The sequence below is a fragment of the Sphingomonas sp. LY54 genome, from assembly GCF_035594035.1.
GTDB lineage: Bacteria > Pseudomonadota > Alphaproteobacteria > Sphingomonadales > Sphingomonadaceae > Allosphingosinicella.
The window spans coordinates 2,322,876-2,349,771 of record NZ_CP141588.1; the positions used below are offsets into that span (position 1 = coordinate 2,322,876).

Consider the following 26,896-nt stretch of genomic DNA (forward strand, 5'->3'; position numbering starts at 1 on the left):
GACCGGAAAGATAGTCGTGGCCTCAGGAATGGTCGCGGCGCGTTCGCGACGCTGCCTATCGGCTCATGGCTGCGGCGGGGCAGAGCAGGTTCCATCTACTCGCCCGGAGCGGTACTTCCGAATAGCGGTTGAGGCCCGCGCCGCCTCCTGACCTGCATCGTAGACGAAGCCGTAGGCGCGGCTCCCGTCGGGCTTGCGGATGATGTTGCCGCGCACCCACGAGCCGCACCGAGCGCGGGGACCGCGCTGGCCTGGCTGGCGCCGGCACTGCTCACCTATACGGTGCCGAGCGGTCTCGCGATCGCGGCGATGCAGTCCGCAGTCCCGGCCGAGCATCGCGGCTTAGCGGCGGCGCTCTATTATCTCCTAATGGGCCTTCTAGGCATGACCCTCGGGCCCCAGTCGGTCGCCTGCTCACCGACTTCGTCTCCGGCACCGACAGCCTTCGTTGGTCGCTGGCCGTCGTAGCGCTCACCTGCGCGCCGATTGCCGGCGCTTTGTTCTGGAACGCGGCCGGCCCGCACGCCTCGCTCGCCGACGAGGTAGCGACGGGGGAAGGCCACGCTGCCGCTTGAGCGGCAGTCCTGTGCACGGCGGCCGTACCACGCACATCATGGGAAGATCCACGACGCCGCCGGCGCGGCGGAGGTGGCAGCCAGCAGTCGGGGGGCGCCCCTTCCGGGCCGGCTAAACGCGGCTCGGCTGCCGGTTGCGGAACCGGGGTGGATCAGCCATTCTTGAAGATGAAGCCGGGTCCGGCCTCCTGAACGCACTCCTATCGAGGCGGTGGTCATTCATGTGTGGAATCGCAGGTTGGTACAGGCGCGGCGGGCGGCCAGTCGCGGAACCGGTCCTGGTCAGTCAATGCGACCAGATCGTTCACCGGGGACCGGACGACAGCGGATATTTTACGGACGGCGACTTCGGATTCGGCATGCGCCGCCTCAGCATCATCGACATTCCGGGCGGGCATCAGCCGATGTCTTCGCCGGACGGGCGCTATACCATCGTCTTCAACGGCGAGATCTATAACCACCTCGCCCTCCGCGGCGAGCTCGAGGCATCGGGCGTTTCCTTTTCGACCCACAGCGACACCGAAACCCTCCTCGCCGGCTTCGTCCGCTGGGGCGACGAGGTCTGGCTCAAGCTCGAAGGCATGTACGGCGTGGCCATCTGGGATCGCTCCACCCGGACGCTGACGCTCGCGCGGGATCCGCTCGGCATCAAGCCGCTCTACATAACACAGCAGCAGGGCGGGATCGCGTTCGCGTCGGAGCTTCGCGCGCTGCGCGTGCTTCCCGGTCTCGCATTCGATATCGACGAACGCGCCGTCCACGACTTCTTCAGCTTCGGCCACGTGCTCACGCCGCGCTCCATCTTCAGCCAGGTCCGCAGCCTCGAACCGGGCCACCTGCTCCGGATCGGCCCCGCTGGCGAGGCGACTAGCTGGCCCTTCTGGAAGCCGCGCTTTCGGGCCGGGGAAACGCTTTCGGAACAGGAGTGGATCGAAGAGACCAGGCGGCGGGTGCAAAGCAGCGTCGAGAAGCACATGCTCGCCGACGTGACGGTCGGCGTCTTCCTGTCGGGCGGCGTCGATTCAAGCGCCGTGGCCGCGGCGATGAGCCGGGTCTCGACCCAGCCGGTCAAGGCCTTCACGGTCGCATTCCCCGGAAGTGCGATCGATGAGGCGCCTGCCGCCGCGCGGATCGCCGACCATCTTGGCTGCGAGCATATCGTCCTCGCGCTCGATCCGGTCGCCACCGGCGATCTCCTGCCCGCTGTGCAGGCGGCGTTCGACGAGCCTTGCGCCGCCAGTTCGGCCGTGCCGCACTGGCATCTGTCTCGTCTCGCCGGGCAGCATGTGAAGGTCGCGCTCTGCGGCGAGGGCGGGGACGAAGTGTTCGCCGGCTATAAGAGGCAGCGCAACGCGCTTGCCGCGGCCCGCTGGGCCCCCTGGCTGCGGGCGATCGGCCCTGTCGCCAACGTCATCGAATCGCTGCCGGAAAGCCGCTGGCACAAATGGAACTACCTTCGCCAGAATGCCCGCCGTTTCCGCCACGCGGCGCAGCTCCGGAACAGCTTCCAGCGCTTCTTCGCCGGAACCCAGATTTCCTCCCGGGCGGTGCGCGCACGCCTGTACGAGCCTGCATTCTTTGCCCGCCAGGAGGGCCCAGCACCCCTCGCCGCTCTCGAACGGGAATATTTCGACCCGGCCGACGCGGCCGGCCTCGACGCGCTTCAGGAGTTCATGCTGGCCGATCTGACCGTGCACATGCCAAGCTCGCTCCTGCATCGCCTCGACCGGGCAAGCATGGCCCACTCGCTCGAGGCGCGCGTGCCTTTCCTCTCGCACGATTTCGTCGACTGGACGATGACGGTGCCTACCGACATGAAGCTGCGCGGCCGGACCGGCAAATATGTGCTGCGCAAGGCGGTGGAGCCCTGGCTGCCGCCGGGCGCGCTGATGAAGCGCAAGCTCGGCTTTCAACTGCCCTTCGCCGACTGGTTCCGCAGTGACTTCAGCGATTTCGCGCAGGAGGCCTGGGAGGAAAGCGGCGCGGCGGAAAGCGGCTACCTGCAGCGGCGCGTGGTCGACGAGTTGTTTGCCGAACATCGCTTCGGTTTCGCGAACCACGCCCGCCTCCTCTACGCGATCGCGATGTTCAGCTGCTGGTGGCAACAGAATATGCGCGGGAGCGGAGCCGCGCGGTCGGAGGCGGCGACGTCGTCATGCTGATCGACCTCCAGGCCGACCCGGACGCCACGCTCGAGCCCAGCGACGTCTGCATCGTCGGTGCGGGAGCAGCGGGCGTCACGCTGGCGCGGCGGCTCTCGCAGCGGGGCATTCAGGTCTGCCTTCTGGAAAGCGGCGGCTTCGATTTCGAGCAGGCGACGCAGGATCTCTATCGCGGCGCCAATGTCGGCATGCCTTATTACGATCTGGACCAGTCCCGCCTCCGCTTCTTCGGCGGGACGGTGGCGATTTGGGGCGGACGTTGCGCGCAGCTCGACCCGATCGACTTCGAGCAGCGCGCGTGGGTCCCCTATAGCGGATGGCCGATCACGCATGGCGATCTGGACCCTTATTACCGCCAGGCTCACGACATGCTCGAACTGGGCGAATTCCATTACCGGGATGATGTCTGGGATGCCCTGGGGACCGCGGGGCCGGGGCTCGATCCGCGCCGGATCGATACCGTCCTGTGGCGGTTCGATGAGGCCGTGGAGCGCTTCACCGCCGCCCGATCTCGCGATCTGACCGACGCCGCCAACGTCCGGATCGTGCTTCATGCCAATGCCGTGAAGCTGCAGGCGAGCCCCGACGCGCGCCGGATCGAGCATGTGGAGGTGCGTCCGCTCGGCGGTCCGTCCCGGCAGATCCGTGCGCGGCGCTTCGTGATCGCCTGCGGCGCGATCGAGAATTCGCGGTTGCTGATCGCCTCTAACGACGTGCAGACTGCGGGGATCGGCAACGACAGGGATCTGGTCGGACGCTTCTTCATGGAGCATCCGTCGGGGCGCCTCGGCAGGATCGAGACCCATCATGCCTTCGAGCTCTGGGCCGCGTTCCAGAAGCGCTTCATGCGCGAAGGGCCGCCGCTGGCCCCGGCGCTGCGGCTTGGCGACGCCACGCAGCGCGAGCGCGCCACGCTCAACAGCATCGCAACCTTGAAGCTGCAGCGCGATCCGTCGCGCGGCGTGGCGCTCGGCAACAGGCTGTATCAGAGCCTCAAACATTCGATTGCACCGACTAGGAAGGGCCGGGCGCTCGATCATGCCTATCGCGCCATCCGCGCCTGGATTCATCGCGAAGTGCGTCATTCGATCGAACATTTCCGCGCACGCACCGGAATGACCGGGCTGTATTTGATGATCCGGGCGGAGCAGGCGCCCAATCCGGAAAGTCGCGTACTCCTTTCCAACGAGCGCGATGCGCTGGGAAATCGCCGGGCGGACTTGCAGTGGCAGCTGAGCGCGATCGACAAGCACACGGCCAAGGTCATGGCCGAGACGTTCGACCTCGAATTGCGGCGCCTGAACAAGGGGTCGGTCGTGCCCAGCGCGTGGCTCGACGAACCCGGGCCGCAATGGCCGGTCGACCCGACGATCGGGAACCACCCGATCGGCAATTATCACCAGGTCGGCGGCACCAGGATGAGCGCGGAGCCGGCCGCCGGCGTCGTCGACGCGCATTCCCGAGTCCACGGTTATGGCAACCTGTATGTCGCGGGTAGCTCCGTTTTCGCGACGAGCGGCTGGGCCAATCCGACCCTTACGATTTTTGCCCTGGCGCTCCGCCTGGCCGATCACCTTGCCGCGGAGGGCCGCCCGGCGTCCTGAGCGATCGGCTCGGGCGGGGGAGGGGCGGCCCGGATGGCCCGTGCGTCAGCCCAGCCAGGAGCGTATCGCTTGGCCGCGCCCGCGCAGGGCGAGCGCCTGCGCCAGGCGCGCGCCGTGGAAGAGGCAGGAGACGAGGGTCCAGCATGCGACGGCGACGAGCCCCGTGTCGGGCCTGCCCAAGAGGGTCGCTACGAACAGGATAACCATATTGGGGTTGCGCCGGGCGGTGATCAGCCGGAACCGGGAGTCGAGTTCGCGCCAGACGTGGATGTGCATCCCGAACATGCGCATGAAGACGCCTTCGATGACCCGCTGGAGAAGATAGCCGCCGATGATCGCGACCATGACGATCGCGAAGGCATCGGGCGGGAGTGGCCGGCCGTAAGCGGCGAGTCCGACCCCCCATGCATACCACCAGAAAGGGGGATGTATCTGGTCGATGCCGTGATCGAAGAGATTGCCCCATTTGGACGACGTGATCGTGCAGCGCGCGAGTTTCCCGTCGACCGTATCCAGCACCATGAAGCCGAGCCCCGCCGCCATGCCCGCCCAATAATGGCCGAGTGCGAACAGGATCGCGGCCAAAATGCAGAGAAAGGCGCCTGCCATCGTCACCATGTTCGGCGTGATGCCCCATCGGGCCGCGAGGCGCGTCAGCACCAAAGCCCATTCCGGCCAAAGATATTTCGTCAGAAGGTCCGTCACGCCCTTATAGGCGCCGTAATAGCTAGCGCGCTCCGCCCGGCGGACGGTGGACGCGTCGAAGGCGAGCGCGAAGGGATGCTCCCGCTTGCGCAGCTGCTGGTTGACCATGGTGGCGCCGCTCTCATGCGCGATCGCAGTGAGGCCGCAATCGGCTGAGGCCGGCCTTCCGCCCAGCATTGCGGCCTCGACCGCGGCGCGTTCGCCCGCGCTTCGGCAATGCGCGATCGCCGGAACGCCGCCCACCGTGAGCATCTCTCCGGGGTGCTCGGCAAAGCTGCGCAGCCAGGCCGGATCGAAAACCATATAGGCACTTACGAGCAGGACGGGAGCGTTTCGATGCGGCCCCGGCTCGATCGGCAGCCCGTACATGTCCGCAATGCGCCGGACCCGCTCCGCTGGAGGCATTCCCCAGAACAAGGTCTGGTTCTGGCCTACGACCGAAACGGGTAGTTCGATGCTGACTGCCATGTAAGCCTACGCCTCAGAAGCGGAAGATGCCTTGGAGCCGATACGCACCGGGCTGCGGGAGAATGGAGCGAGACGACTCTTTTCCGGATATCCTCGAAGATCGCGATCAGGGTCCTAGAGCCCACCAGAATCCGAGCACGACGACAGGCGCGGTAAGCCAGGCAGGTCAATCTGCGGGATCATGTAGTGAAAAAGAGCATTTAGCGCAACGCACGGGGAGGAGCGAGCGCTTGCAGGAGGGCAATATACGTTGGCCAACGAGGCGCTGATCTTATCGAAGCAAATCTTATCGAAGCACCGGGGCAGCATCGACCAGTCGCACGTCGTGCATCTGGTTAAGATAGGCCTCATAATATCCCTTGTGCGATGCGCCGACGATCGCGAGCAGCCGCATGCCGGGATAGCGCGCCAGCACGTCGCGGATATTGGCCACCATGCGCAGGTTGCGCGTCTCCCAATAGCCGACATAGCGGCGCCCGAACTGCTGCGGCGACGGCTCGATGAGCGCGGCGCCGAAGTCGGACCGATAGGCCAGCATCGGCGCGTCGGGGGCGTTGAACGCGCGGTACATGTCGAGGACACCGTCGGGCCGTGCCAGCCCCTGCTCCAGCCGCGCATTCTCGTCGCGGCGGGCCTGCGTCGCCGGGTTGTCCCACGCGCGCCCGATCGCGTCGGCATGGGCCTTCTGCTCGGCGGGATCGGTGCTGCCTGCGCTGTCGGCTGAATGATCGTCGACGCTCCAGAGGCGCTCCAATCCCAGCCGGGCCGCGAGCGCGGCGGCCACCAGGCCCGTCTCGTTGCGGCGGTCCTTGAGCGTGTCCAGCGCGGCAACCAGTTCGTCGTTCAACCCGTCCTCCGCGCGCCGCTCTGCCGGGAGCAGCCGCAGCCACTGCACCAGCGCCGATCCCCGCTCGCCCGCGGCCAGGAAGACCGCCGCCAGATGCCGCCGCTGCGACGGCGTGGGCGTGGCCGGCCAGGCCGCAAGCAGCCGTTCGGCTTCGGCATTGGCTGCGGGCACGTCCAACCCGGTGGCGCGCGAAGCGGGCGTGGGATCGGGACAATAATCCTTCACCGTTTCGGCATAGCGCGACGGATAACGGCGCAGGTTGTCGCACTGGAGGCCGGACAGGTCTTCGGTGGCGATGCCGGTCGGCCGCCACGATGCCAGGCGATCGAGCAATGGCGCCAGCATCTCCGGCGCAAAGCGCTTGGGCAGGCCCGATAGGTGCGGAGTGCCGAGCACCAGCACTTCGTTGGCCGCCCCCGCCGGCGGACCTTTGAGCGTATCGGGATGAAAGGACGGCCGATAATCCTGCGCCTGCGCGCCGCTCGCAGCCAGGAGCAGGCCGCCGATCGCGAGGACGAGCGAGGAGCGCGGCGAAGGGCTGGCAAGGCGGGTCATCAAAGCACCTCCAAAGAATAAGGGGCTTGGCTAGCGCAACTGTACTATTTCAGCAATACACTTCGTTCCCGAGGCGGTCGCGTCCGGATTAAGGCCAAGCCCGCCGTGCGCCTCACCTTTTGGGCTTGGAACGGTGCGTGGCATCGGCCCATTGGCACCGTGTCAGTAAAGTAAGCGGTGGGTATGCGTGCGTAACGAGCGACTGATCCGGGTCTGCGACGACGATTCCTTGTTGCTCGACCTCCTCGATTATCGGCTGTCCGCGCGCGGCGACCTCGACGGCGACGGCGAAGATGCGCGGCGACGAGGTTCTGCTCGGCGGCCGCATAGGGGTCGAGGAAGGCGGGATCGCGGGTCAGGACATAGCCGCGCTGCCCGGTCTCGATATCCTGGTGGATCGACAGGATCGTCTTGAGGTGCTGGCGGATCTGATGGACCTGCTCCACCTCTTGGGCGAGCGCGCGAACATTCGCGAACTCGCGCTCAAGCATCTGGTTGACGATGACCATGATGATCGGGATGGAGGCGAGAATGAGCGCCTGGGGATCCGCCGCATCGCAACCGGCGACTGCGTCGCGCCACGCACCTCAACAAACCGGCCAACGCACCCTGCCGAGCCTGCTGCTCGACGGGAATCGTCCCGCACCGGCCGGCACCCCTATTTCGATCCTCGATTTTCGCCACCGGCCTTTGCGGAGTGGACACTCTTAGCCGGAGCTGGGCTGGGGTTGCATCCGCGCGAGGCGGCTCGCGCGCGCCCCGTAGAAGAGATAAACGACCACGCCGAGCGCGTTCCACCACAGGAATCGTTCCTGGGTGACCGTGGGAAGGCTCACAAAGAGGTAGACGCAGCCGACGATCGCGACTGAACCCACGAGCCAGGCGAGCGGCGCCCTGAATGGGCGCGGGCGCAGCGGGTCACGCAGCCGGAGCAGGAGCAGGCACGCTCCGATCGCGACAAAGGCCAGCAGCGTACCGGCATTCGCAAGTTCGGCGATCTCGCCCAATGGCAGGAGGCCGGCAATGACCGAAACCGCGCCGGCCGTGAAGATCGTCACCGCGATCGGGGTGCCGGTGCGGCGGCTGACGGCCCCGAGCCGCGCCGGCAGCAGGCCGTCGCGTGCCATGACGAAGAAGATGCGGCTCTGTCCGTAGAGGAAGGCGAGGATCACTGTCGGCAGCGCCACGATGGCCGCCAGTGCGATGAGCGTCGCTGCGAGCGGGTGACCGAGCATCCGCAACACATGGGCCAGCGGCTCGTCCGATGCGGCGATCTCGGCGAATGGCAGAGCCCCCACCGCGGCCGCTCCGACAAGCATATAGGCGATGGTGCACAGGCCCATCGATCCGAGAATGCCGATCTTGAGGTCGCGATCCGGATTCTTGGTCTCTTCGGCAGCAGTCGACACCGCATCGAACCCGTAGAAGGCGAAGAATATGATGGCCGCGGCAGCCATCACGCCGCGCGTTGCGCCGCCGGACTCGTGAGCGGCGAAACCATAAGGCATGAACGGCGTGAAATTGTCAGCGTCGAAGGCCGGCAGAGCCAGTGCGATAAAGGCGATCAGGGCGGTGATCTTCACCGCGACGAGGATCCCGTTCACCGTCGCGCTCTCGCGCGTGCCAAGCATCAGGAGACCGGCGACCGCCCATAGGATGAGGATCGCAGGCAGGTTGATGATGCCGCCGCCGCCCGGACCGGCCAGCAGCTCGGGGGGAAGGCCGAATCCGGCGGCGGCGAGAAACCCGCTCAAATAGCCGGACCAGCCGACCGCTACCGCGGCGCACACGACCGAATATTCGAGGATGAGGCTCCAGCCGACGATCCAGGCGAGACCCTCACCCAGCGTCACATAGCTGTAGGTGTAGGCGCTGCCCGCCGCCGGCATCATCGTGGCGAGTTCCGCGTAGGCGAGGGCGGCGCACGCGCAAACGAGACCGGCGATGACGAAGGCCAATATGACGGCCGGGCCGGCGCGATCGGCGCCGATGCCGATGAGCGTGTAGATTCCGGTCCCGATAATGGCGCCAACCCCGAGCATCACAAGGTGCGGCCAGCCAAGCGTACGGCGAAGCTGCTGCTCGCCGTGATGCTCCATGGTCTGGTCGAAAGTTTTGCGGCGGGTCAGGAACGACATTATGATCCCCTATCGCGAGTGGACCGAGGCCTTTCGTTCCTGCCGTTGCGGACGGGAACGGAAGGAGTCGATACAGCCGTGGCTTGAGCGAGACGGAAGCGACGTCGAAACGGCGGCGCTGCCGAGGCGGCGATCGCCGCCTCCGGAGACAAGGCTTAGTGTGGCGTTACGGCTTCTCGCCGGGGAACAGCGCGACCCAGTCCGCTTCCGCCTGGATGCGGGCGAAGAAGCCCCAGCTCTCGACGTCGATCGAGCGCTGCAGCCACGGCTTGGCCTTGTCGGCCTCGCCCTTCAGGATGTAGAAATTGGCGAGGCTGTAGGCGGTCGAGGCCGCCACGCCGTCGGCGGTGGCAAAGGCGCGGCCGCCATCCTTGTCGTTGAAGAAGCTGTTCGGGTCGCGGTGCCCCTTGAACAGCTGGATACCGTCGAAATAGGTATCCGAACCGCCGTCGGGGTGCACTTCGAACAAGGTCAGGTCGTAGCTGTCGAGCAGCTCCTGCGCCTCGCGCATATTGCCGCCGCGCGCGAGCGAGAGATATTCCCAATAGGTGTTGGCGGTGCGCGCCTCCACATCCTTGGTGAACATCGCCGCCTCTGCGGATTTCGCGAACCACTTGGCGGCATTGTCGAAATCATGCTTGGCGAAATAAGCCGCGCCGAGGTGGTAGTAGAGATAATATTGCACCACGTCCGGATCGCCGCGGAAGTAATCCGGACCCGGCTTCTCGCGTTCGAGCGGCTGGCCTTCGTAAAGCTTGGCCGCCTTCAGGCCGACCGCGATCGACTTGTCGAATTCGCGCAGCGAGAAATGGCGATGCGCGCGATGGCGCAGCAGCTTGGCGGAGTTGGGGAATTTCGCCAGCGCCTTGTCGTAAACGGCGGCGGATTCCTTGCTGTAGCCCTGGTAGAACAGGATGCGGCCATACCAGGTGGCCGTATCCACCGTCATATTCTTCTCGAAATCCGCCTTGGCGTCCGCGGCGGCGCGGTCCAGCAGCGCCACCGAAGCCACGCCCACATTGCGGGCAGGTTCGGTGATCATCGGCTTGCCGAGCAGCGAGGTGCCCTGCAGGCTGCCCTGGGCCGCGGCGGGGCTCGCACACAGCAGCAGGGCAGCGCCCATCCATAATTTCGTCTTGCTCAGCATCCCATAATCCTCCTGCTGTCTTCGTTTGATCTTATGCGTCGATGTCGAACTTCACGCCCTGTGCCAGCGGCAGAGAGGTGGAGAAATTCACGGTCGTGGTCATGCGGCGCATATAGTTTTTCCAGCTGTCGCTGCCCGAAACCCGGCCGCCGCCGGTGACCTTCTCGCCGCCGAATGCGCCGCCGATTTCGGCGCCGCTGGTGCCGATGTTGATATTGGCAATGCCGCAATCGCTGCCATGGGCGGACTGGAACCGCTCAGCCTCGCGCACGTCATTGGTGAAGATGCTGGAGGAAAGCCCCTGGGTCACGCCATTTTGCAGCGCGATGGCGTCATCGAAATCGCTGTAGGTGAGCACGTAGAGGATCGGTGCGAAGGTTTCTTCCTTCACGATCTCCGTCTGCGCCGGCATTTCGACGATGGCGGGGCGCACATAATAGCCGCCTTCCAAGCCGGCGACGTCCACGCGCTCGCCGCCATGGACGATGCCGCCCTGCGCCTTTGCAGCCTCGAGCGCCCTCTGCATGCCGTCAAATGCGGCCCGATCGATCAGCGGGCCGACCAGCACCCCGTCGTCCAGCGGATTGCCGATCTTCAGCGTGCCGTAGGCGGCCTTCAGACGACGCAGGAAACCGTCCTTCACGCTTTCATGCACGATCAGGCGGCGCAGCGTCGTGCAACGCTGGCCAGCCGTGCCGGTCGCGGCGAAAACCGCGCCGCGCAACGCCAGATCGAGGTCGGCGGTCGGCGCGATGATGGTGGCGTTATTGCCGCCCAGTTCCAAAATCGCGCGACCGAAGCGGCCGCCCACGCGCCTGTTCACGTCGCGGCCCATCGCTACGCTGCCCGTGGCGCTGACGATGGCCACGCCTTCATGGTCGGCCAGCGCCTGGCCGCACTCGGCGCCGCCGACGATGGTCTGGATGAGATGGGTGGGAGCGGCGTCGAATTCCTCAGCCACCTTGGCGAGCAGGCCCGCCATGGCGAGTGCGATCAGCGGCGTCTTTTCCGAAGGCTTCCAGATCGCGGTGTCGCCGCAAACGAGCGCCACGGTCGTGCCCCAGGCCCACACCGCCGCAGGAAAGTTGAAGGCTGAAATCAGCCCCAGCACGCCCATCGGGTGCCAATATTCGGCCAGGCGATGCTCGGGGCGCTCGGACGCGATGGCGAGGCCGAACAGCTGGCGCGACAAGCCCACGGCATAGTCGCAAATATCGATCACTTCCTGGATCTCGCCGCGCGCTTCGGTCAGGATCTTGCCGTTCTCGCGCGACAGCAGCTGCGACAGCTCCTCCTTGTGCGCACGCACCGCTTCGCCATAGCGGCGGATCAGCTCGCCGCGAACCGGGGCTGGAACGCCTTTCCACTTCTCGAAGGCCGTGCGCGCGCGCACGACCATCGCGTCGATATCCGACGCGGCGTCCACCTTCAGCGAAACGAGCTTCGCGCCGTCGACCGGCGAAACGACCTCCAGCCCATCGCCCAGATAGGAGTCGATGGACACGCCAAGGCGGAAGAAGCTGCTGGCAACGAGAGCTTCGCGGGATGGTGACTTAAATTCCATGTTTCTCACAGATTTGCGTTTCGATGTCTGTCACTTGGATGGCGCGTCGGCAGGATGCTTGATCACTTCGCCGCCCTTGATCACGGCGGCGACCGCCTCCAGCAGCGTCACATCCTCATAAGGATCGCCGTCGACCGCGATCAGATCGGCAAGCTTGCCGACCTCGATCGTGCCGATCTTGTCCGATTGGCCGAGCAGCTCCGCTGCGGACACCGTCGCCGCGCGCAACGCCTCCGCCGGCGTCATCGGCCCCTGCTCGACCATATAGCGGAATTGCCGGGCGTTCTTCCCGTGGGGCGAGACCCCGGCATCGGTGCCAAAGGCGACGTTGAGCTTATATTTGACGGCAAGGCGGATGTTCTGCCCCGCAAACCGGCGCGCGTCGGCGATCTTGGCGCGCACGGCGGGCGTGAAGCGCGCCGCCTCGTCGCCGTCGAACTCGAGTAGGCCGAGCGTCGGCACCAGCCAGGTGCCGCGCTTCGCCATCAGCTTCGCGGTCTCGTCGTCGAGATAGGTGCCATGCTCGATCGAATCGACGCCGGCGCGCACCGATGCGATGACGCCTTCGCGGCCATGGGCATGCGCCGCGACCTTGAGGCCGAGGCTGTGCGCAGTGGTGACGATCGAGGTCAGTTCCTCGTCGCTCAGATGCTGACCGAGCCCGCGCGCCTGCTGCGACATGATGCCGCCGGTCGACGTGATCTTGATGAGGTCGGCGCCATATTTGGCGGCTTCGCGGACGCGCAGCGCGCATTCGACCGCACCGGTGCAGGCGCCGGTATAGTCATAGGGAAAAAGCGCCTCGGTCGCCCTGCGGTTCAGGCCGGACATGTCGCCATGGCCGCCGACGATCGACAGCGAAGTGCCCGAAAGGAAGATGCGCGGGCCCGTCACGGTGCCTTCGTTGACCGCGTCGCGCAGCGCGTGGATCGAATCCCCGTCCGACCCGACGTCGCGGACCGTCGTGAACCCGGCCTCCAAGGTCTTTTTCGCATTGGAAAAAGCGAAGAGCGCCACGTCTTCCGGCGTGTCGACCGCGGCCGACCACAATTTGGTCTCCGGCGCGAAGCTGAAATGGACATGGGTGTCGATCAGGCCGGGCAGCAACGTGCGCGTCTTCAGGTCGACCGTGGGCACACCCGCCACAGCGACGTAACCGGGCCTGATCTCGGCGATCCGGCCATCGCGAACCACGATCGTGGTGGGACCGAGCGCGCGCTCGCCAGGCACTGCAATGACCGCGCCGGCGTGGATCGCGAGGCTTGCCCGGACGGGCGGCTCGGCGGCGGCGGCCACCGCTGGTGCCGACAGGCCCAGCGCGAGCAGGAGCCCGACAACAACGCGGGACGAGCGGCCGAGCGCAGACGGTTCAGCCATCTCCATTGCGAAATCCCCCGTCGATCCGTCGCCGCAGACCCATCTGCACAAAGCGCATGGCTCCATAGGAATATTTTCCTAGATGAGCAAGAAATTTTATGATAGGAAATTTCCTGATTAATGAGAAGAAGTCCGGAATCTCCAATGTTTCCGGCGGGGTTTGAGTCACCAGGGAGGGTATAGTGTCGAAGTTCGTTTCACGTCTGTTATTGTCGTCGGCTATCGGATTCGCGATTGCGCCGGCCGCGCAGGCTCAGACCGCGCCGCCGGAAGCGGAGGGCGCCACGACCGATGAATCCGGCGAAGGCATCGTCGTCATCGGCTCGCGCCGCAAGGACCGCTCGATCACCGACAGTTCGGTCGCGATCGACGTCATCTCGCCCGAAGAGATCACCACGACCGGCTATACGGACATGAACGACGCGCTGCGTACGCTGGTGCCCGCCTTCAACGTCCAGCGCCTCCAGGGCAATGACGGCTCGTCCTTCGTGCGGCCGGTCACGCTGCGCGGCTCGCCGGCCGATCACGTCCTCCTGCTGATGAACGGCAAGCGCCGCCACCGCGCCTCGATCGTGCAGATCGGCACCGGCCACGCGTCGACCTCGGGCTCGCAGGGCCAGGATTTCAACGTCATCCCGCCCATCGCCTTCTCCAACGTGGAAGTGCTGCGCGACGGCGCGTCGGCCCAATATGGCTCGGACGCCATCGCCGGCGTGGTCAATCTGGAGCTGAAGAAGCAGAAGAGCGGCGGCTCGATCATGGCGCAGGCCGGTGAATATTATTCGACCGGCGGCCGCACCTACGACATTCAGGGCCACCTCGCGGTTCCCGTCGGCGAGAACGCCTATTTCAACATTGCCGCCCAATATACCGACCAGGCCAAGGCCTTCGCCAAGAAGGCCCGCCATGCCGGCGCCGAGGCGCTCAAGGCCGCGGGCGTGCCGGGCGTGCCGGCCCATCCCGAAGGCAATCTCGATCCGCGCTACATGGCCTTCAAGTCGGTCTGGAATGCCGGCGTCGAACTGGGCGAGGAAATCGAACTTTATACGTTCGGCAACTATATGATGGGCGAGAGCTCGGTCACTTTCGGCCTGCGTCAGCCCTTCGCTGCCGGCGGCCTGAACGGCCACAGCACCTATGCCAATTCGGCCTATGATCTCAGTCCCGCGCACCCGCAGGCTTTCAACCTTGCCAGCATCTATCCGGGTGGCTTCACGCCGGAGTTTGCGGGCGATCTCGAAGATTTCAGCTCCGTGGTCGGCGTGCGCGATCAGGTCGGCCGGTTGAGCTGGGACCTGTCGGCGCGGTACGGCAACAACACCGTCGATTATCTGATCACCGGCACGATCAACGCCTCGATGGGCGTCAATTCGCCGACCGCGTTCAAGCCGGGCTCGTTGACCCAGCGCGAACTGCAGTTCGACGGCGAAATGTCCTATGAACTGACCGACGAAGTGCTCGTCTTCGCCGGCGTCAGCCATCGCAAGGAAACCTATGTCATCGGCCAGGGCGACCAGGCCAGCTACACCACCGGCCCCCTGCGGGACCTGCCGGCCGGCTCGAACGGCTTCCAGGGCTTCTCCCCGGAATTCGCCGGCAGCTTTGACTCGTCGAGCTACGCCGTGTTCGCCGAAGTCGATGCCGACATCACGCCCTGGTGGAACCTGTCGGTCGCCGGCCGCTACGAAGATTACGACCAGTTCGGTACGAACTTCAGCTACAAGGCCGCCACCCGTTTCGAGCTGAGCGATGCCTTCGCTCTGCGCGGCTCGGTCAGCACCGGCTTCCGCGCTCCGGCGGCCGGCCAGGTGTTCGGAACCAGCCTCACCTCGCAGCTCGACGGCAGGGGCGGCTTCATTCTTGATGCCGTGCTGGTTCCGGGTTCGCCCGCGGCCCAGGTGTTCGGCTCGCAGCCCCTGACGCCGGAAACCTCGTTCAACATGTCGGCCGGCGTCGTCTTCACCGGCATCGATCGGTTCCTCACGACGCTCGATTTCTATCAGATCGACGTCGACGATCGCCTCCTGCTGACGCCTTCGCGGAACACCACTGCAGCCGAGCGCGCGGCGCTGGCGGCCATCGGATTCCCGAACGGGGCAGACATTGAGCAAGTCCGCTACTTCCAGAACGAGATGAACACCCGCGTCCGCGGCTTCGATCTCGTCAGCACCTATCGCCAGCCCTGGTCGGACAATGCCTCGACCGACTTCAGCCTCGCGGTGAACTATAACGAACAGCATTTGCGCGGTGCGCCGCCGGTAGGCTTCAGCCCGGCCATCGTCACCGAGTTCGAGCGGGGCACGCCGCGCTGGCGCGGCAACTTCTCGACGACGACCAGGGTCGGCGATTTCTCGCTCATGGGTCGCGCTACGCACTATGGCGCGTGGCGGCGTCTGGATGGCGCCGCCTTCCTGCCGCGCAAGGCCGTAACCTTGTTCGACGCGGAAGTGACGTATTCCGGCATCGAGAATGTCGATCTGAGCATCGGCGCGCGCAACCTGTTCAACATCTTCCCGCCCGATCGCGGTGCTGCGCGCGCACGTGCCGGCCTGATCTACGACAACCACAGCGTGTTCGGGGTTGCCGGCGGCTTCTACTATGTAAACGCCAAGATGACGTTCTGATCTCGACTATCCGGTAACGGCGCACATTTCCGGTGGGCACTTCGGCGAAGGCATAGCGAATATGCCAATGCCGTAGCCCATCGGAAATTTGTGTTTTATATGTCGGGCGTAGCGGATTGGACGGCCCGTTCCCGAGCCTCAGCCCGATCCGCCGCCGCCGTACGATCTTCGAACAAGACAAGGGATGAAGCGATGCCGCCCAGGAGTGGAGACGAGCCGGGCGTTCCGGGTGCCATGCACAGCGGCAAGCGCCCACGCTCCGAAGGCTTCCATCTCGGCAAGCGGCTGCGCGAGCTGCGCCGCGAGCGCAGCATGACGCTCGAGGACGCAGGACGGTTGACCGGGCTCGCGGCCTCGACCCTGTCGAAGATCGAAAACGACCAGATGTCCCCCACCTTCGACGTGGTCCAAAAGCTGGCCGCGGGCTTCGGCATCGACATCACCGAGCTGTTCGCGACCAAATCCGGCCAGGACACGCCCGGGCTGCGGAGCGTGACGCTGGACGGCACCGGCCGGCTCATGGAAACGGAGGTCTATAGCCATCGGCTGATCGCCTCCGAACTCAAGAACAAGAAGATCCTGCCGTTCGTCACGACGATCAAGGCGCGCAAGCTCGAGGATTTCAAGAACTGGTCACAGCATAGCGGGGAGGAATTCCTCTATGTGCTCGAAGGCGAGATCTGCTTCCAGACCGAGCATTACGAGCCGGTCATCCTGGGCGTCGGCGACAGCATCTATATCAATAGCAGCATGGAGCATGCCTGCTACTCGACGAGCGAGGAGGACGCCGTCGTGCTGTGGGTCAATACCGGCTGACGCGCGCCCAAGGCGCGGCCCACGCAGGCGCTTGCGTAATATTTCCTATCCGCTATTCTATTTTCCAATAGAGAAATAGAGGGGCGACGCTATGGACAGACGGCAGTTCATCCTTTCCGGAGCGGCGTTGTCGACCGCCATGGCCTTTGCGCCGGGCGCGGCGGCGGCGCGCGCGAAGCCGCGACCGCTCACCTTCGACGCTATGGGCGAAGTCCGCTTCGAATATGACGCTGCCCTGATCGGGCAGATGCGTGCGAGCGGGCTCGACGCGATAACCGTGACTTTGTGCGACCCCAAATCCTATGAAGGCCGTGCCTATGAGGAGGCCGTGCAGGCCGTGCTCGACCACGACGCGCATATCGCCGCCCATCCGTCGCTGTTCCTGAAGGCGACGCGCGTGAGCGACATCGATGTCGCGCGCAGGAACGGTCAGATCGCGATCTTCTACCTGTTTCAGAACAGCACCCAGTTCGGCCGCGACCTCGACAATGTCGACCTGTTCCACAAGCTCGGCGTGCGCTCGGCGCAGATCACGTACAACGACCAGAATTGGGCGGGCGCGGGTTGCAAGGAGCTCGGTGCGAACGGCCTCACCCATTTCGGCCGAGATCTCGTCGCGCAGATGAACGAGCGCCGGATGCTGATCGACCTGTCCCATGCGAACATGCAGACGACGGGCGACGCGATCGCCGCGTCCAAGACGCCCGTCATCGTCTCGCATACCGCCTGCATGGCGGTGCACAGCAACGTCCGCAACATCACCGACGCCAATCTGCGCGCGCTGGGCGACAAGGGCGGGGTCGTCGGCATCTGCCAGATGCGGCCGTTCCTCACGACCAAGCGCGCCGACGCGCTTCCCGAATATTTCCGCCATATCGATCATGCCGTCAAAGTGGCCGGCGCAGACCATGTCGCCATCGGCAGCGACCGCGACCACCGCGTCGTCGAAATGACCGACGCCTATATCGCCGAGCTGAAGCGCGAAGAGGGCGCCAATTTCAACGATGCCGACTGGCCGCTCTTCATCAACGAGCTCAACGGCCCGCGGCGGATGGAAGTGGTGTGGGATGGCGTGCGTAAGCTCGGCTATCCCGAAAGCGTGGTCGAAAAGATCATGGGGACCAATCTCCGCCGGATCTACCAGGAGGTGATCGGATGAACCGCGCGCTCTTTGCCATGCTCGCCACCGCCGGCTTGCTTGCCTCCGGAGCGGCCGGTGCCGCGGCAGAGGTGCCGCCGAGCACCGTCGCCGCCGGCTTCTGCGACAAGACGCTGATCGGCACCCCACTTCGTCGCCCCGATTTCTCTGCGGCTACGCAGCGGCGGCTCGACCAGGACATTGAGATCGCCCGGGCGGCGCTGCGCATTGCGCCAGATCGCCCGGAATCCCACTTCTGGCTGGGCCGCCGCCTCGCTTATGCCGGGCGCTTCTGCGAAGCGATCGACGTCTTCACCCGCGCGATCGCGAAGTTTCCCGACAATTACGAGCTCCGCCGTTATCGCGCGCGCAAACTGGCGCGCGCGCGCCAGTTCGATCTTGCGCTCGCGGACTATCGAGAAGGCTTGCGGTTGATGGAGGGCAAGAAGGATCATTTCGAGCCCGACGGCCTGCCCAATCCGCTGGGCCTCACGATCGGCACCTACCGTGGCAACATGATCTACTATGCGGCGCAGACCAGCTTTGCGAAGGGCGACTATCGAGCGGTGGTCGACGGCATGGCCCGCGCGCTGGAACTGGCCCCCACGTTCGCCAGGAACGACATGCTCGTGCCGACGGCTTACTGGACCTATCTCGCCTATCGGAAGCTGGGCGAGCACGACAAGGCCCGCGCAGCGATCGATGCCGTCCCGGCTGACCTCGATCTCATCGAGAACCAGGTCTACCATCAGGGCGTAAAGGTGATGCAGGGGCGCATGCCGCCGGCGCAAATCGCCGGGAACGCCGACAGCACGATCAAGTTCGCGGCGGCGATGGAACATCGCTTCGCCGGCCGCGAGGCCGAGGCCGGCGCGATGCTGCGCGAGATCGTGACGGAAAACGCCCAAGGCCACTGGCCGTCGGAGGTTGAGCTTGTCGCCCCCGCGAGGCGCGTCGGCGCGGCGGGCGCGACGCCCTGAGCTAGAGAGGCCCCTCGCGATGATCCAGCCGTGAGGGGCGAGGCGTCGAGGCGCCCTTCTCATCGCAGGACTGGGCCGTCTGGCTTGCCCACTAGAAAAGGGCGCGATGCCGGAATAGGATGACCGGACTCGGAACGGTTTACGACAGTCGCTCGGAAATCGTCTGCGGAAGGGGCCAAGTAAATGCCCATGAAGAAGCTTCGGAGACGGATCGCTGGCCTAGGGCTTTTCCTGCTGTGGCCAAATATGGCTGCGGCTTCGATTGGCGATCCGGCCGGATCGGGGGTGATCGTCTCGGCGGTGCGCTGGCTCGAGGGGACTTTGCTTGGCACGATCGCCACCGTCGTTGCCGTCATCGCGGTCGCTTCGGTCGGGCTGCTGATGCTGACCGGTCGGATCAACTGGCGCTATGGAGCGACCGTCATCCTCGGCTGCTTCATCCTGTTCGGTGCGGCCAGCATCGTCGCCGGCATCCAGTCGACCGCCAGCCTTGGCAACTGACGGATGAACGGGCTCGAGCGCGATCCGCTCTTCGTCGCCCTGACGCGCCCCCAGATGTTCGCCGGCGTGACCTACTCCTATTTCGTCGCCAACGCGGTCCTTGCGACCGAGGCGTTCCTGATCTTCCGCTCGGCCTGGGCACTGGCCGCCGCCGTCATCGTCCATCTCGCCGGCATGCTGATGTGCCTGCGCGAGCCGCGCTTCTTCGACCTCTGGCTGACCCGGCTGCAGCGCTGTCCGCGCGTGCGCAACTATGCGATCTGGCGATGCAATTCCTACCGCCCCTGACCCGCGACGAGCGAGCCGCCGCGCGCGAGCGGCCGGCGGGCTTCCATCTCCCTTATGCGCGCCACGTCGACGATGCGACGATCGAGACGCGCGACGGCCTGCTGATGCAGGTGATCCACGTCCGCGGCCTCTTGTTCGAGACCGCCGACACCGACGAGCTCAACTACCGGAAGCGGCTGCGCGACGCGACCTTGCAGGCGATCGGATCGTCCCGCTTCGCGCTCTACCATCATATCGTCCGGCGGCGGATCGCGGACGAAGGCGCGGCCGATTATCCCGATCCCTTCTCGCGCCGCCTGGACGCGGCGTGGCGGGCGCGGCTCGCGGGCAAGCGGCTCTACGTCAACGATCTGTTCCTGACCCTGGTGCGCCGCCCGCTGCAGGGCCGGCTGAGCGGGCTCGACCGGCTGCGCGCGATGCTTGGGCGGACCGGCAGCAATGAAGAAGAGGCCGAGGCGGTCTACGAACTGCGCGCGCTCGATGCGGCCCGCGACGCCCTGCTCGCCGCGCTCGGCAATTACGGGCCGCGGCTGCTCGGAATCTACCAGACGCCGCAGGGGCCGTGCTCGGAGCCGCTCGAATTCCTCTCCACGCTCTACAATGGCGAGATGCGGCCGGTGCTGCTGCCGATGCAGGATCTCGGCGCCTATCTCCCCTATCGCCGGGTGAGCTTCGGCCAGACGGTCGAGCTCGGCCCGGCGGCGCCGTCGCCGCGCAGCTTCCTCGGCATCGTCTCTTTGAAGGATTATCCGGGCCAGACCGCGCCCGGCATGCTCGACGAATTGCTGCGCCTGCCGTTCGAGATGGTGGTGTCGCAATCGTTCGGCTTCGTCGACCGCCAAGCGGCCCTGGGTCGGATGAACCTGGCGCTGCGGCGGATGCGCTCGGCCGAGGACGAGGCGTTGAGCCTGCGCGCCGACCTCGCCACCGCCAAGGACGAAGTCGCGGCCGGCCGCGCCGGCTTCGGCGAGCATCACATGACTTTGGCGCTACGCGGCGACACGCCGGCCGCGGTCGACGAGGCGGTGGCCGAGGCGCAGGCGGCTCTCGCCGATCTCGGCATCATCGCGGTGCGCGAGGAGATGGCGCTGGAGCCCGCTTTCTGGGCGCAATTCCCGGGCAACTTCAAATATATCGCGCGACGCGGCCTGGTCTCGACCGGCAATTTCGCGGGGCTGGCCAGCGCTCACAATTTCCCGCTCGGCCAGGCCGAGGGCAACCATTGGGGTGAGGCGATCACCCTGCTCGAGACGACGGCGGCGGGGCCTTATTATTTCAACTTCCACCAGGGCGACCTCGGCAATTTCACCGTGATCGGCCCATCGGGATCGGGCAAGACGGTGGTGCTCAATTTCCTGCTCGCCCAGGCGCGCAAGATCTCGCCCCGCATCATCTTCTTCGACAAGGATCGCGGCGCCGAATTGTTCATCCGCGCGATCGGCGGCCGCTACGATCTGCTGCGGCCCGGCACGCCCTCGGGGCTCAACCCGCTCCAGCTCGACGACAATCCGGTCAACCGCCAGTTCCTGATCGATTGGCTGGCCCTTCTCGCCGGTGGCGCCGACATCGACGAGATCGCGCGCATCAAGGACGCGGTCGACGCCAATTTCGGGCAGCCGCCCGAGCATCGCCGCCTCGCTTATCTGTCCGAATTGTTCCGCGGCGGCGAGCGACCGCACGGCGCCGACCTGTGGGCGCGGCTGCGGCCCTGGCATGGCGACGGCGAGCGCGCCTGGCTGTTCGACAATCCCGAGGACCGGATAGACCTCTCCGCGCAGGCGGTCGGCTTCGACATGACCCAGATCCTCGACGACCCGGCGGTGCGCACGCCGGCGATGATGTACCTCTTCCACCGTGTCGAGGAACGGCTCGACGGAACGGCGGCAATCATCGTCGTCGACGAAGGCTGGAAGGCGCTGGACGACGAAGTGTTCGTGCGCCGTATCAAGGACTGGGAGAAGACGATCCGCAAGCGCAACGGCATCGTCGGCTTCGCCACCCAAAGCGCGCAGGACGCGCTCGAGAGCCGCATCGCCAGCGCGATCATCGAGCAGGCCGCGACCCAGATCTTCATGGCCAATCCCAAGGCGCGCGCGAGCGACTATATCGAGGGCTTCGGGCTGACGCCGCACGAATACGAGCTGGTCCGGACCTTGCCCGACAACGCCCATTGCTTCCTCGTCAAGCATGGCGGCGAAAGCGTGGTGGCGCGGCTCGATCTGACCGGCGAGCGCGATCTGCTCACCATATTGTCGGGGCGCGAACGGACCGTCCGCCTGCTCGACGAGATCCGCGCGCACAGCGGCGACGACCCGGAAGACTGGCTGCCCCGCCTGCTGGAGGTGGCGTGATGGCCTGCCCGACCTTCGGCCAGAGCAGCGAGTTCCTGCGCAGCACGCTCGCCACCGTCGACTGCTACGCGCAGACGATCGGCGAGGCCGGCTACCAAGCCCTGTCCGCTCCGGGCTCGGCCACGGCGGTCGCGCTGACGGCGGCGCTCACCATCTTCGTCGCCTTGTTCGGTTACCGGCTGCTACTCGGCGACGCGCCCACCGCGCGCGAGGGCGTGGTCGCGGTCGTGAAGATCGGCATCGTCCTGGCGCTGGCGACGAGTTGGCCTGCCTTTCGGACCCTCGCTTATGATGTCGCTTTCCGCGGCCCCGCCCAGATCGCCGCCGAGATCGGCGGCCCGGCCGGCCTGCCGGGGGTGGAGGGCAGCCTGATACTGCGCCTGCAGGGCGTGGACACGATGCTGGCCGAGCTCTCCGTGATCGGCACCGGCCGGCCGCCGCAGGCCGAGATGCCGCCGGCCCCCGAAGCCGCCCCGTCGCTGGGCGAGCTGGACCTGATCGCGCGGCAGAACCGGCCGCGATGGGACGCGAACCGCGATGCCAAGACGGTGGCGCAGGCGAGAACCGTCTATCTGGCCGCGACGATCGGCGCCTTCGCCTCGGTACGGCTGGTCGCCGGCCTGCTGCTCGCGCTCGGCCCCTTGTTCGCTTTGTTCCTGCTTTTTGCCGGCACGCGCGGCCTTTTCGCAGGCTGGCTGAGGGGCCTGATCGGCGTCGCGCTCGGCGCGCTGGGGACGTCGATCATCCTCGCCGTCCAGCTGGCGCTGATGGAGACGTGGCTCGCCTCGGTCATCAGCCTGCGGCGGCTGGCGGTGCCGACGCCCAACGTGCCCGCCGAGTTGCTCGGCATGACCCTGGTCTTCGCCTTGTGCCTGCTCGCCACCTTGATCGCGGCGGCCGCGGTCGCGCGGGGACTGCTTCTGCCCACCGCATGGCCGCCGGTCTGGAGCCGCGCCAGCCAGCGGCCGGTCGAAACCGTCGTGGCAGCATCGTCCACATCCCGCATCGATATCGCGGCCGACCCGCGATCGCGGGCCGTCGCCATCGCCGATTCAGTCACGGCCGCCAAGCGGCGGGAGGAAGGGCCCGTGGTCGCAGCGGTCCCGGCTTTCGCAGGGGCGGCGCTCTCGCGCGCGACCTCGGTCCAGGTCCGGCCGCATGATCCGGCGCCGCCGGCCCCGGTCCCGCTCGGCCAGTCGTTCCGCCGCACCCGCAACCGCGTCTCGGCGAGCGCCGAGCGGCGCAACCACGGGGGCCGCCGCGCATGAACAAGCAGTCCCGCGAGGCGCTCGACGCTTATTATGCCGAAGCCGAGAGCTGGGCGCGCGACCGGCGCGAGGCCCTGCGCGCTTCGCGGCGGACGGCGTGGATCGTCGCCGCGGCGGCAGGCTCGATCGCGGTGCTGGAGGCGCTCGCTTTGCTGATCCTGACCCCGCTCAAGACGGTCGAGCCCTATACGTTGCTGGTCGATCGCAACACCGGCTTCGTCCAGGCGCTGGAGCCGCTCGATCCCAAGCGCTTGGCGGGCGACACCGCGCTCACCCAGTCCTTCCTCGTCCAGTACGTCATCGCCCGCGAGAGCTTCGACATCGACACGCTGCAGGCCAATTACCGCAAGGTGGCTTTGTGGTCCGACGGCACCGCGCGGTCGGGCTATATCGCCGGCGTCCAGATCTCGAACCCGGAGAGCCCGCTGGCGCGCTACCCGCGCTCGACCGTGGTGGAAACGCGGGTGAAGAGCGTCTCCCCGGTCGGCACCAACGTCGCCTTGGTGCGGTTCGACACGCAGCGCCGCGACGCCAATGGCCGCACCGAGCCGGCCCGGGCGTGGGTCGCCGTGATCCGCTACCGCTATTCGGGCGAGCCGATGCGGATGGAGGACCGGCTGGTGAATCCGCTGGGCTTCGAGGTCGTGCGCTACCGGCGCGATGCCGAGGCACTGCCGCCGCCCGAGACCGTATTTGTGGCGCCGCCGCAGGCCGCGCCACAGCCGATCGCGGTGGTCCCCGTCGCCACAGTCCCCGTCGCCACGGTCCCGGTCCGGCCCGCGCCGCCACGGCCGGCAGTGCCGGAGCCCGAGCTATGAGAGCGGCGGCGCTCAGCTTCGCGCTCCTCTTGTGCGCGGCGTCGCCGCTCGCGGCACAATCCGAGACATCGGCCCCAGCCGAAACGCAGATTCAGGCCGAGACCCAGACCCAGACCCAGGCCGAAACACAGGCCCAGCCCGAGACACCGCCGCAGCCCGAGCCCCAACCGCCGCCCGAGGCCGCGGCCCAGCCGCTCCCTCCGCCTCCCACGGCCGACCCCCGCGTCCAGACCGTCGACTATCGCGAGGACCAGGTGATCGTCCTGCAGGCGGCGCCAGGCTACCAGCTCACCGTCGAGCTCGGCGCCGACGAGAGGGTCGAGAATGTCGCGGTCGGCGACAGCGGCGCCTGGCAGGTCACCGCCAACCGCCGCGGCGACATGCTGTTCATCAAGCCGCTCCAGTCGGGCGTCACCACCAACATGACGGTGGTGACCGATGCGCGCCTCTACGCGTTCGATCTCGTCCCGCTCTACGGCCCCAGCCCCGAAATGGCCTATCGGGTGCGCTTCCGCTATCCGGCCGCCCAGGGCGCCGCCCCTGCCGACGACGCGGCGGGCGAGGCGACTCTGATCGAGGGCCGCTACCGGCTGAGCGGGGTGCGCGCACTGCGCCCGGCCCGGATCAGCGACGACGGCCGCCACACCTATATCGAATGGCCCAAGGACGCCGCGCTGCCCGCGGTCTACGCGCTCGATGCGCGCGGCGAGGAGACCCTGGTCAACGGCATGATGCGCGACGGCCTGTTCGTGGTCGACAGCGTCGTGCCGCGCCTCGCCTTCCGCATCGACCGGCAGGTAGCGCGCGCCACGCGGGTCGTCCCGCGCAGGCGGCGCTGATGCCGGCGCGCCCGCCGCCGCACGATCCGCGGACCGAGGCGTTCGTGCCGGGCGAGGGCGGGGTCATGCCGATCGTGGCGCGGCCGCGCGCCGGCCTGCCGCTCTGGCTGATCGGGCTCGCCGCCTTGATCGCCGGGCTGCTGCTCTTCGCCGTGCTCGACGCCCGCCGCCGCGCCGCGACCGCGCCTTCTGTCCGGGTGCGCGCCGCCGACGCGCTGGCGATACAAGCGCCGCCGCCGCCGCTCTATATCCCGCCCGAGCGGCCGCCGCCGCCGGCCGTCCTCCTCGCGCCGAGGACGGTGACGCCGACCCCGCCGCCACCGCCGCCCGCGCCGCCGCAGATCGTCTATGTGCCGCAACCGGTCCCGACGCCGATCCCGACCGAGCCGCCACCGCCGCCGGCGCGGGTGACGACCGATCCTGCGCTGGTCGTCGATACCGGCGCCGGCCAGACCGCCGCCGCCCAGGCCGCGGCCGAAGGCGCCGCCCCGCCGGCCGCTGGCGCCGGCGCCCCGCTTTCCACCGGCCGGGTCCGCTCGGGCGCCTTCGCCAACCGCTCGACCACCGTCGTGCAGGGGACCTTGATCCCGGCCGTGCTCGAGACCGCGCTCGATTCGACCCGTCCCGGCTTCGCCCGCGCGATCGTCTCGCGCGACGTGCGCGGTTTCGACGGCACGAGGGTGCTGATCCCGCGCGGCAGCCGGCTGATCGGCGACTATCGCTCAGAAGTCGCGCCCGGGCAGCGCCGTGCGCTCGTCACCTGGACTCGCCTGATCCGGCCGGACGGGGCGACGATCGCGATCGGGTCGCCGGCCGGCGACCCGCTCGGCCGCGCCGGCATCCGCGCCTCGGTCAACACCCATTTCTTCGAGCGCTTCGCCGGCGCCATCCTCCAGTCCGCGCTCGACATCGGCGTCAACCTCGCCTCGCGCACCAAGGACGGCACCGTGATCGTCGCGTTGCCGCCGAGCACGCAGGGGGTGACGCAGATCATCCAGCCCGCGCAGATCACGCCGACGCTCAAGGTCCGGCAGGGGACCAGCATCAGCATCTTCGTCGCGCGCGACCTGGATTTCACCGGCGCCGAGAGCCGGCGATGAGCGCGGCCGAGGAGAGCGGCCAGGTCTATCTCCGCTCCTATCTCGCGCCTTTGACCGGGATGCTGGGCCGGCCCGACGTGACCGACATCTACGTCAACCGCCCCGGCGAATTGTGGGTGGAGACGACCGGCGGCGCGATCGAGCGGCACGACGCCCCGGGGCTCGACGAACCGACGCTGGCGCGGCTGGCGCGGCAGATCGCTTCCCTCTCCCACCAGGGGATCAGCCGCGAGCACCCGTTGCTGTCGGCGACTTTGCCGGACGGGGCGCGCGTTCAGATCGTAGCGCCGCCGGCGACTCGCGGCCCGCTCGTGCTGGCGATCCGCAAGCATGTCGCGGCCGATCTCACGCTCACGGACTACGCCGCCGGCGGTGCCTTCGCGGAGACCAAGGGCCGCGACCTCCATGCACGCGACGACACCGACCGCGCCCTGGCGGCCCAGCTCGCCGCAGGCGACATCGCCGGCATGCTCGCCGCCGCGGTGCGGGCGCGCAAGAACATCCTCGTCTCGGGCGGCACCTCGACCGGCAAGACGACCTTCCTCAATGCCCTGATCCGCGAGATCCCGGCGGAGGAGAGGCTGATCCTGATCGAGGACACGCCGGAGCTGCTGGTGCGCCACGAAAATGCCGTCGGCCTGCTCGCGGCGCGCAGCGCGCTCGGCGAATCGCACGTCACCGCCAACGATCTCGTGGCGGCGTCGCTACGCATGCGGCCCGACCGGATCCTGCTCGGCGAACTGCGCGGCGACGAGGCCTATGCCTTCCTGCGCGCGGTCAACAGCGGCCACCCCGGATCGATGACCACCGTCCATGCCGACAGCGCCGAGCGCGCGATCGAGCAGATCGTCCTGCTCGCGCTCCAGGCCGGCACCCAGCTCGGCCGCGACGACGTCCGCCATTATATCCGGACGACCGTCGACATCTTCGTCCAGCTCACCCGCGAAGCCGGCCACCGCCGCGTCGCGGAGATCGTGCTCAGCCGTTAGCTGCTATCGGGAATGTAGAGACCGGGCGCGGCCGGCTCGACG

General features: G+C 67.1%; 21 protein-coding genes. 14 read left to right on the forward strand and 7 right to left on the reverse strand.

Annotated features, from left to right (window positions below; translation table 11 throughout):
* Positions 1–796 precede the first annotated feature (796 nt).
* Positions 797–2,737, forward strand: a complete 1,941-nt coding sequence (gene asnB, locus SH591_RS11630) for an asparagine synthase (glutamine-hydrolyzing) (protein ID WP_324749250.1) — start codon at positions 797–799, stop codon at positions 2,735–2,737.
* On the forward strand, positions 2,674–4,341 hold the full coding sequence (locus tag SH591_RS11635; protein WP_324749251.1) for a GMC family oxidoreductase: 1,668 nt from the start codon (positions 2,674–2,676) through the stop codon (positions 4,339–4,341). The genes asnB and SH591_RS11635 overlap by 64 nt, the downstream gene beginning before the upstream one ends.
* A gap of 45 nt (positions 4,342–4,386) precedes the next feature.
* On the opposite strand, the gene SH591_RS11640 is transcribed toward SH591_RS11635, so the two are convergent.
* The 7 genes from SH591_RS11640 to SH591_RS11670 all read right to left on the reverse strand — a co-directional run bounded on the left by SH591_RS11640 (position 4,387) and on the right by SH591_RS11670 (position 13,142).
* A complete protein-coding gene (locus tag SH591_RS11640; protein WP_324749252.1) occupies positions 4,387–5,514 on the reverse strand; it encodes a CDP-alcohol phosphatidyltransferase family protein in 1,128 nt (375 codons plus the stop codon).
* A 286-nt stretch (positions 5,515–5,800) separates the two neighbouring features.
* A complete protein-coding gene (locus tag SH591_RS11645) occupies positions 5,801–6,916 on the reverse strand; it encodes a DUF5694 domain-containing protein (protein ID WP_324749253.1) in 1,116 nt (371 codons plus the stop codon).
* A gap of 44 nt (positions 6,917–6,960) precedes the next feature.
* Complete coding sequence (locus tag SH591_RS11650) at positions 6,961–7,425, reverse strand: CHASE3 domain-containing protein (RefSeq protein WP_324749254.1); 465 nt, start codon at positions 7,423–7,425, stop codon at positions 6,961–6,963.
* Positions 7,426–7,623: 198 nt separating this feature from the next.
* Positions 7,624–9,054: an amino acid permease gene (locus tag SH591_RS11655; RefSeq protein ID WP_324749255.1), complete on the reverse strand. Its 1,431-nt coding sequence runs from the start codon at positions 9,052–9,054 to the stop codon at positions 7,624–7,626.
* A 166-nt stretch (positions 9,055–9,220) separates the two neighbouring features.
* Complete coding sequence (locus SH591_RS11660) at positions 9,221–10,201, reverse strand: tetratricopeptide repeat protein (RefSeq protein ID WP_324749256.1); 981 nt, start codon at positions 10,199–10,201, stop codon at positions 9,221–9,223.
* A 31-nt stretch (positions 10,202–10,232) separates the two neighbouring features.
* A complete protein-coding gene (gene amaB, locus SH591_RS11665; protein WP_324749257.1) occupies positions 10,233–11,705 on the reverse strand; it encodes an L-piperidine-6-carboxylate dehydrogenase in 1,473 nt (490 codons plus the stop codon).
* 90 nt (positions 11,706–11,795) lie between these two features.
* On the reverse strand, positions 11,796–13,142 hold the full coding sequence (locus SH591_RS11670; protein WP_324749258.1) for a metal-dependent hydrolase family protein: 1,347 nt from the start codon (positions 13,140–13,142) through the stop codon (positions 11,796–11,798).
* 182 nt (positions 13,143–13,324) lie between these two features.
* Between SH591_RS11670 and SH591_RS11675 the strand changes: the two genes are divergently transcribed.
* From SH591_RS11675 to virB11, 12 genes are all read left to right on the forward strand, one after another.
* Positions 13,325–15,766 (forward strand): TonB-dependent receptor plug domain-containing protein, encoded by a 2,442-nt coding sequence (locus tag SH591_RS11675; protein WP_324749259.1) that lies wholly within the window; start codon positions 13,325–13,327, stop codon positions 15,764–15,766.
* 192 nt (positions 15,767–15,958) lie between these two features.
* Positions 15,959–16,582, forward strand: coding sequence for an XRE family transcriptional regulator (locus SH591_RS11680; RefSeq protein ID WP_324749260.1), 624 nt, complete (start codon positions 15,959–15,961; stop codon positions 16,580–16,582).
* A 91-nt stretch (positions 16,583–16,673) separates the two neighbouring features.
* On the forward strand, positions 16,674–17,741 hold the full coding sequence (locus tag SH591_RS11685) for a dipeptidase (RefSeq protein WP_324749261.1): 1,068 nt from the start codon (positions 16,674–16,676) through the stop codon (positions 17,739–17,741).
* On the forward strand, positions 17,738–18,700 hold the full coding sequence (locus SH591_RS11690; RefSeq protein ID WP_324749262.1) for a tetratricopeptide repeat protein: 963 nt from the start codon (positions 17,738–17,740) through the stop codon (positions 18,698–18,700). The genes SH591_RS11685 and SH591_RS11690 overlap by 4 nt, the downstream gene beginning before the upstream one ends.
* Before the next feature lie 246 nt (positions 18,701–18,946).
* Entirely contained in the window at positions 18,947–19,201 is a 255-nt protein-coding gene (locus SH591_RS11695; protein WP_324749263.1) for a TrbC/VirB2 family protein, read from the forward strand.
* A 3-nt stretch (positions 19,202–19,204) separates the two neighbouring features.
* On the forward strand, positions 19,205–19,489 hold the full coding sequence (locus tag SH591_RS11700; RefSeq protein ID WP_322832878.1) for a VirB3 family type IV secretion system protein: 285 nt from the start codon (positions 19,205–19,207) through the stop codon (positions 19,487–19,489).
* Positions 19,468–21,840, forward strand: a complete 2,373-nt coding sequence (locus tag SH591_RS11705) for a VirB4 family type IV secretion/conjugal transfer ATPase (protein WP_324749264.1) — start codon at positions 19,468–19,470, stop codon at positions 21,838–21,840. Before SH591_RS11700 ends, SH591_RS11705 begins: the two co-directional genes overlap by 22 nt.
* Positions 21,840–23,108 carry a type IV secretion system protein gene (locus SH591_RS11710; RefSeq protein ID WP_324749265.1) on the forward strand — a complete coding sequence of 423 codons (1,269 nt, stop codon included), beginning with the start codon at positions 21,840–21,842 and terminating at the stop codon, positions 23,106–23,108. Before SH591_RS11705 ends, SH591_RS11710 begins: the two co-directional genes overlap by 1 nt.
* Positions 23,105–23,926 (forward strand): VirB8 family type IV secretion system protein, encoded by an 822-nt coding sequence (locus tag SH591_RS11715; protein ID WP_324749266.1) that lies wholly within the window; start codon positions 23,105–23,107, stop codon positions 23,924–23,926. Before SH591_RS11710 ends, SH591_RS11715 begins: the two co-directional genes overlap by 4 nt.
* On the forward strand, positions 23,923–24,765 hold the full coding sequence (locus SH591_RS11720) for a TrbG/VirB9 family P-type conjugative transfer protein (protein ID WP_324749267.1): 843 nt from the start codon (positions 23,923–23,925) through the stop codon (positions 24,763–24,765). Before SH591_RS11715 ends, SH591_RS11720 begins: the two co-directional genes overlap by 4 nt.
* Complete coding sequence (locus SH591_RS11725; RefSeq protein WP_324749268.1) at positions 24,765–25,865, forward strand: TrbI/VirB10 family protein; 1,101 nt, start codon at positions 24,765–24,767, stop codon at positions 25,863–25,865. Before SH591_RS11720 ends, SH591_RS11725 begins: the two co-directional genes overlap by 1 nt.
* Positions 25,862–26,854 carry a P-type DNA transfer ATPase VirB11 gene (gene virB11 / locus SH591_RS11730; RefSeq protein WP_324749269.1) on the forward strand — a complete coding sequence of 331 codons (993 nt, stop codon included), beginning with the start codon at positions 25,862–25,864 and terminating at the stop codon, positions 26,852–26,854. Before SH591_RS11725 ends, virB11 begins: the two co-directional genes overlap by 4 nt.
* Positions 26,855–26,896: the final 42 nt, after the last annotated feature.

What these genes read in the sequence shown, in the direction of transcription:
- SH591_RS11705 (WP_324749264.1), top strand. Translation starts at nt 19,468, where the DNA reads ATGCAATTCCTACCGCCCCTGACCCGCGACGAGCGAGCCGCCGCGCGC.
- SH591_RS11640 (WP_324749252.1), bottom strand. Translation starts at nt 5,514, where the DNA reads ATGGCAGTCAGCATCGAACTACCCGTTTCGGTCGTAGGCCAGAACCAG.
- SH591_RS11660 (WP_324749256.1), bottom strand. Translation starts at nt 10,201, where the DNA reads ATGCTGAGCAAGACGAAATTATGGATGGGCGCTGCCCTGCTGCTGTGT.
- SH591_RS11680 (WP_324749260.1), top strand. Translation starts at nt 15,959, where the DNA reads ATGCCGCCCAGGAGTGGAGACGAGCCGGGCGTTCCGGGTGCCATGCAC.
- SH591_RS11645 (WP_324749253.1), bottom strand. Translation starts at nt 6,916, where the DNA reads ATGACCCGCCTTGCCAGCCCTTCGCCGCGCTCCTCGCTCGTCCTCGCG.
- SH591_RS11655 (WP_324749255.1), bottom strand. Translation starts at nt 9,054, where the DNA reads ATGTCGTTCCTGACCCGCCGCAAAACTTTCGACCAGACCATGGAGCAT.
- SH591_RS11690 (WP_324749262.1), top strand. Translation starts at nt 17,738, where the DNA reads ATGAACCGCGCGCTCTTTGCCATGCTCGCCACCGCCGGCTTGCTTGCC.
- SH591_RS11700 (WP_322832878.1), top strand. Translation starts at nt 19,205, where the DNA reads ATGAACGGGCTCGAGCGCGATCCGCTCTTCGTCGCCCTGACGCGCCCC.
- SH591_RS11720 (WP_324749267.1), top strand. Translation starts at nt 23,923, where the DNA reads ATGAGAGCGGCGGCGCTCAGCTTCGCGCTCCTCTTGTGCGCGGCGTCG.
- SH591_RS11650 (WP_324749254.1), bottom strand. Translation starts at nt 7,425, where the DNA reads ATGGTCATCGTCAACCAGATGCTTGAGCGCGAGTTCGCGAATGTTCGC.
- SH591_RS11715 (WP_324749266.1), top strand. Translation starts at nt 23,105, where the DNA reads ATGAACAAGCAGTCCCGCGAGGCGCTCGACGCTTATTATGCCGAAGCC.
- SH591_RS11695 (WP_324749263.1), top strand. Translation starts at nt 18,947, where the DNA reads ATGGCTGCGGCTTCGATTGGCGATCCGGCCGGATCGGGGGTGATCGTC.
- virB11 (WP_324749269.1), top strand. Translation starts at nt 25,862, where the DNA reads ATGAGCGCGGCCGAGGAGAGCGGCCAGGTCTATCTCCGCTCCTATCTC.
- SH591_RS11670 (WP_324749258.1), bottom strand. Translation starts at nt 13,142, where the DNA reads ATGGCTGAACCGTCTGCGCTCGGCCGCTCGTCCCGCGTTGTTGTCGGG.
- asnB (WP_324749250.1), top strand. Translation starts at nt 797, where the DNA reads ATGTGTGGAATCGCAGGTTGGTACAGGCGCGGCGGGCGGCCAGTCGCG.
- SH591_RS11685 (WP_324749261.1), top strand. Translation starts at nt 16,674, where the DNA reads ATGGACAGACGGCAGTTCATCCTTTCCGGAGCGGCGTTGTCGACCGCC.
- SH591_RS11710 (WP_324749265.1), top strand. Translation starts at nt 21,840, where the DNA reads ATGGCCTGCCCGACCTTCGGCCAGAGCAGCGAGTTCCTGCGCAGCACG.
- SH591_RS11725 (WP_324749268.1), top strand. Translation starts at nt 24,765, where the DNA reads ATGCCGGCGCGCCCGCCGCCGCACGATCCGCGGACCGAGGCGTTCGTG.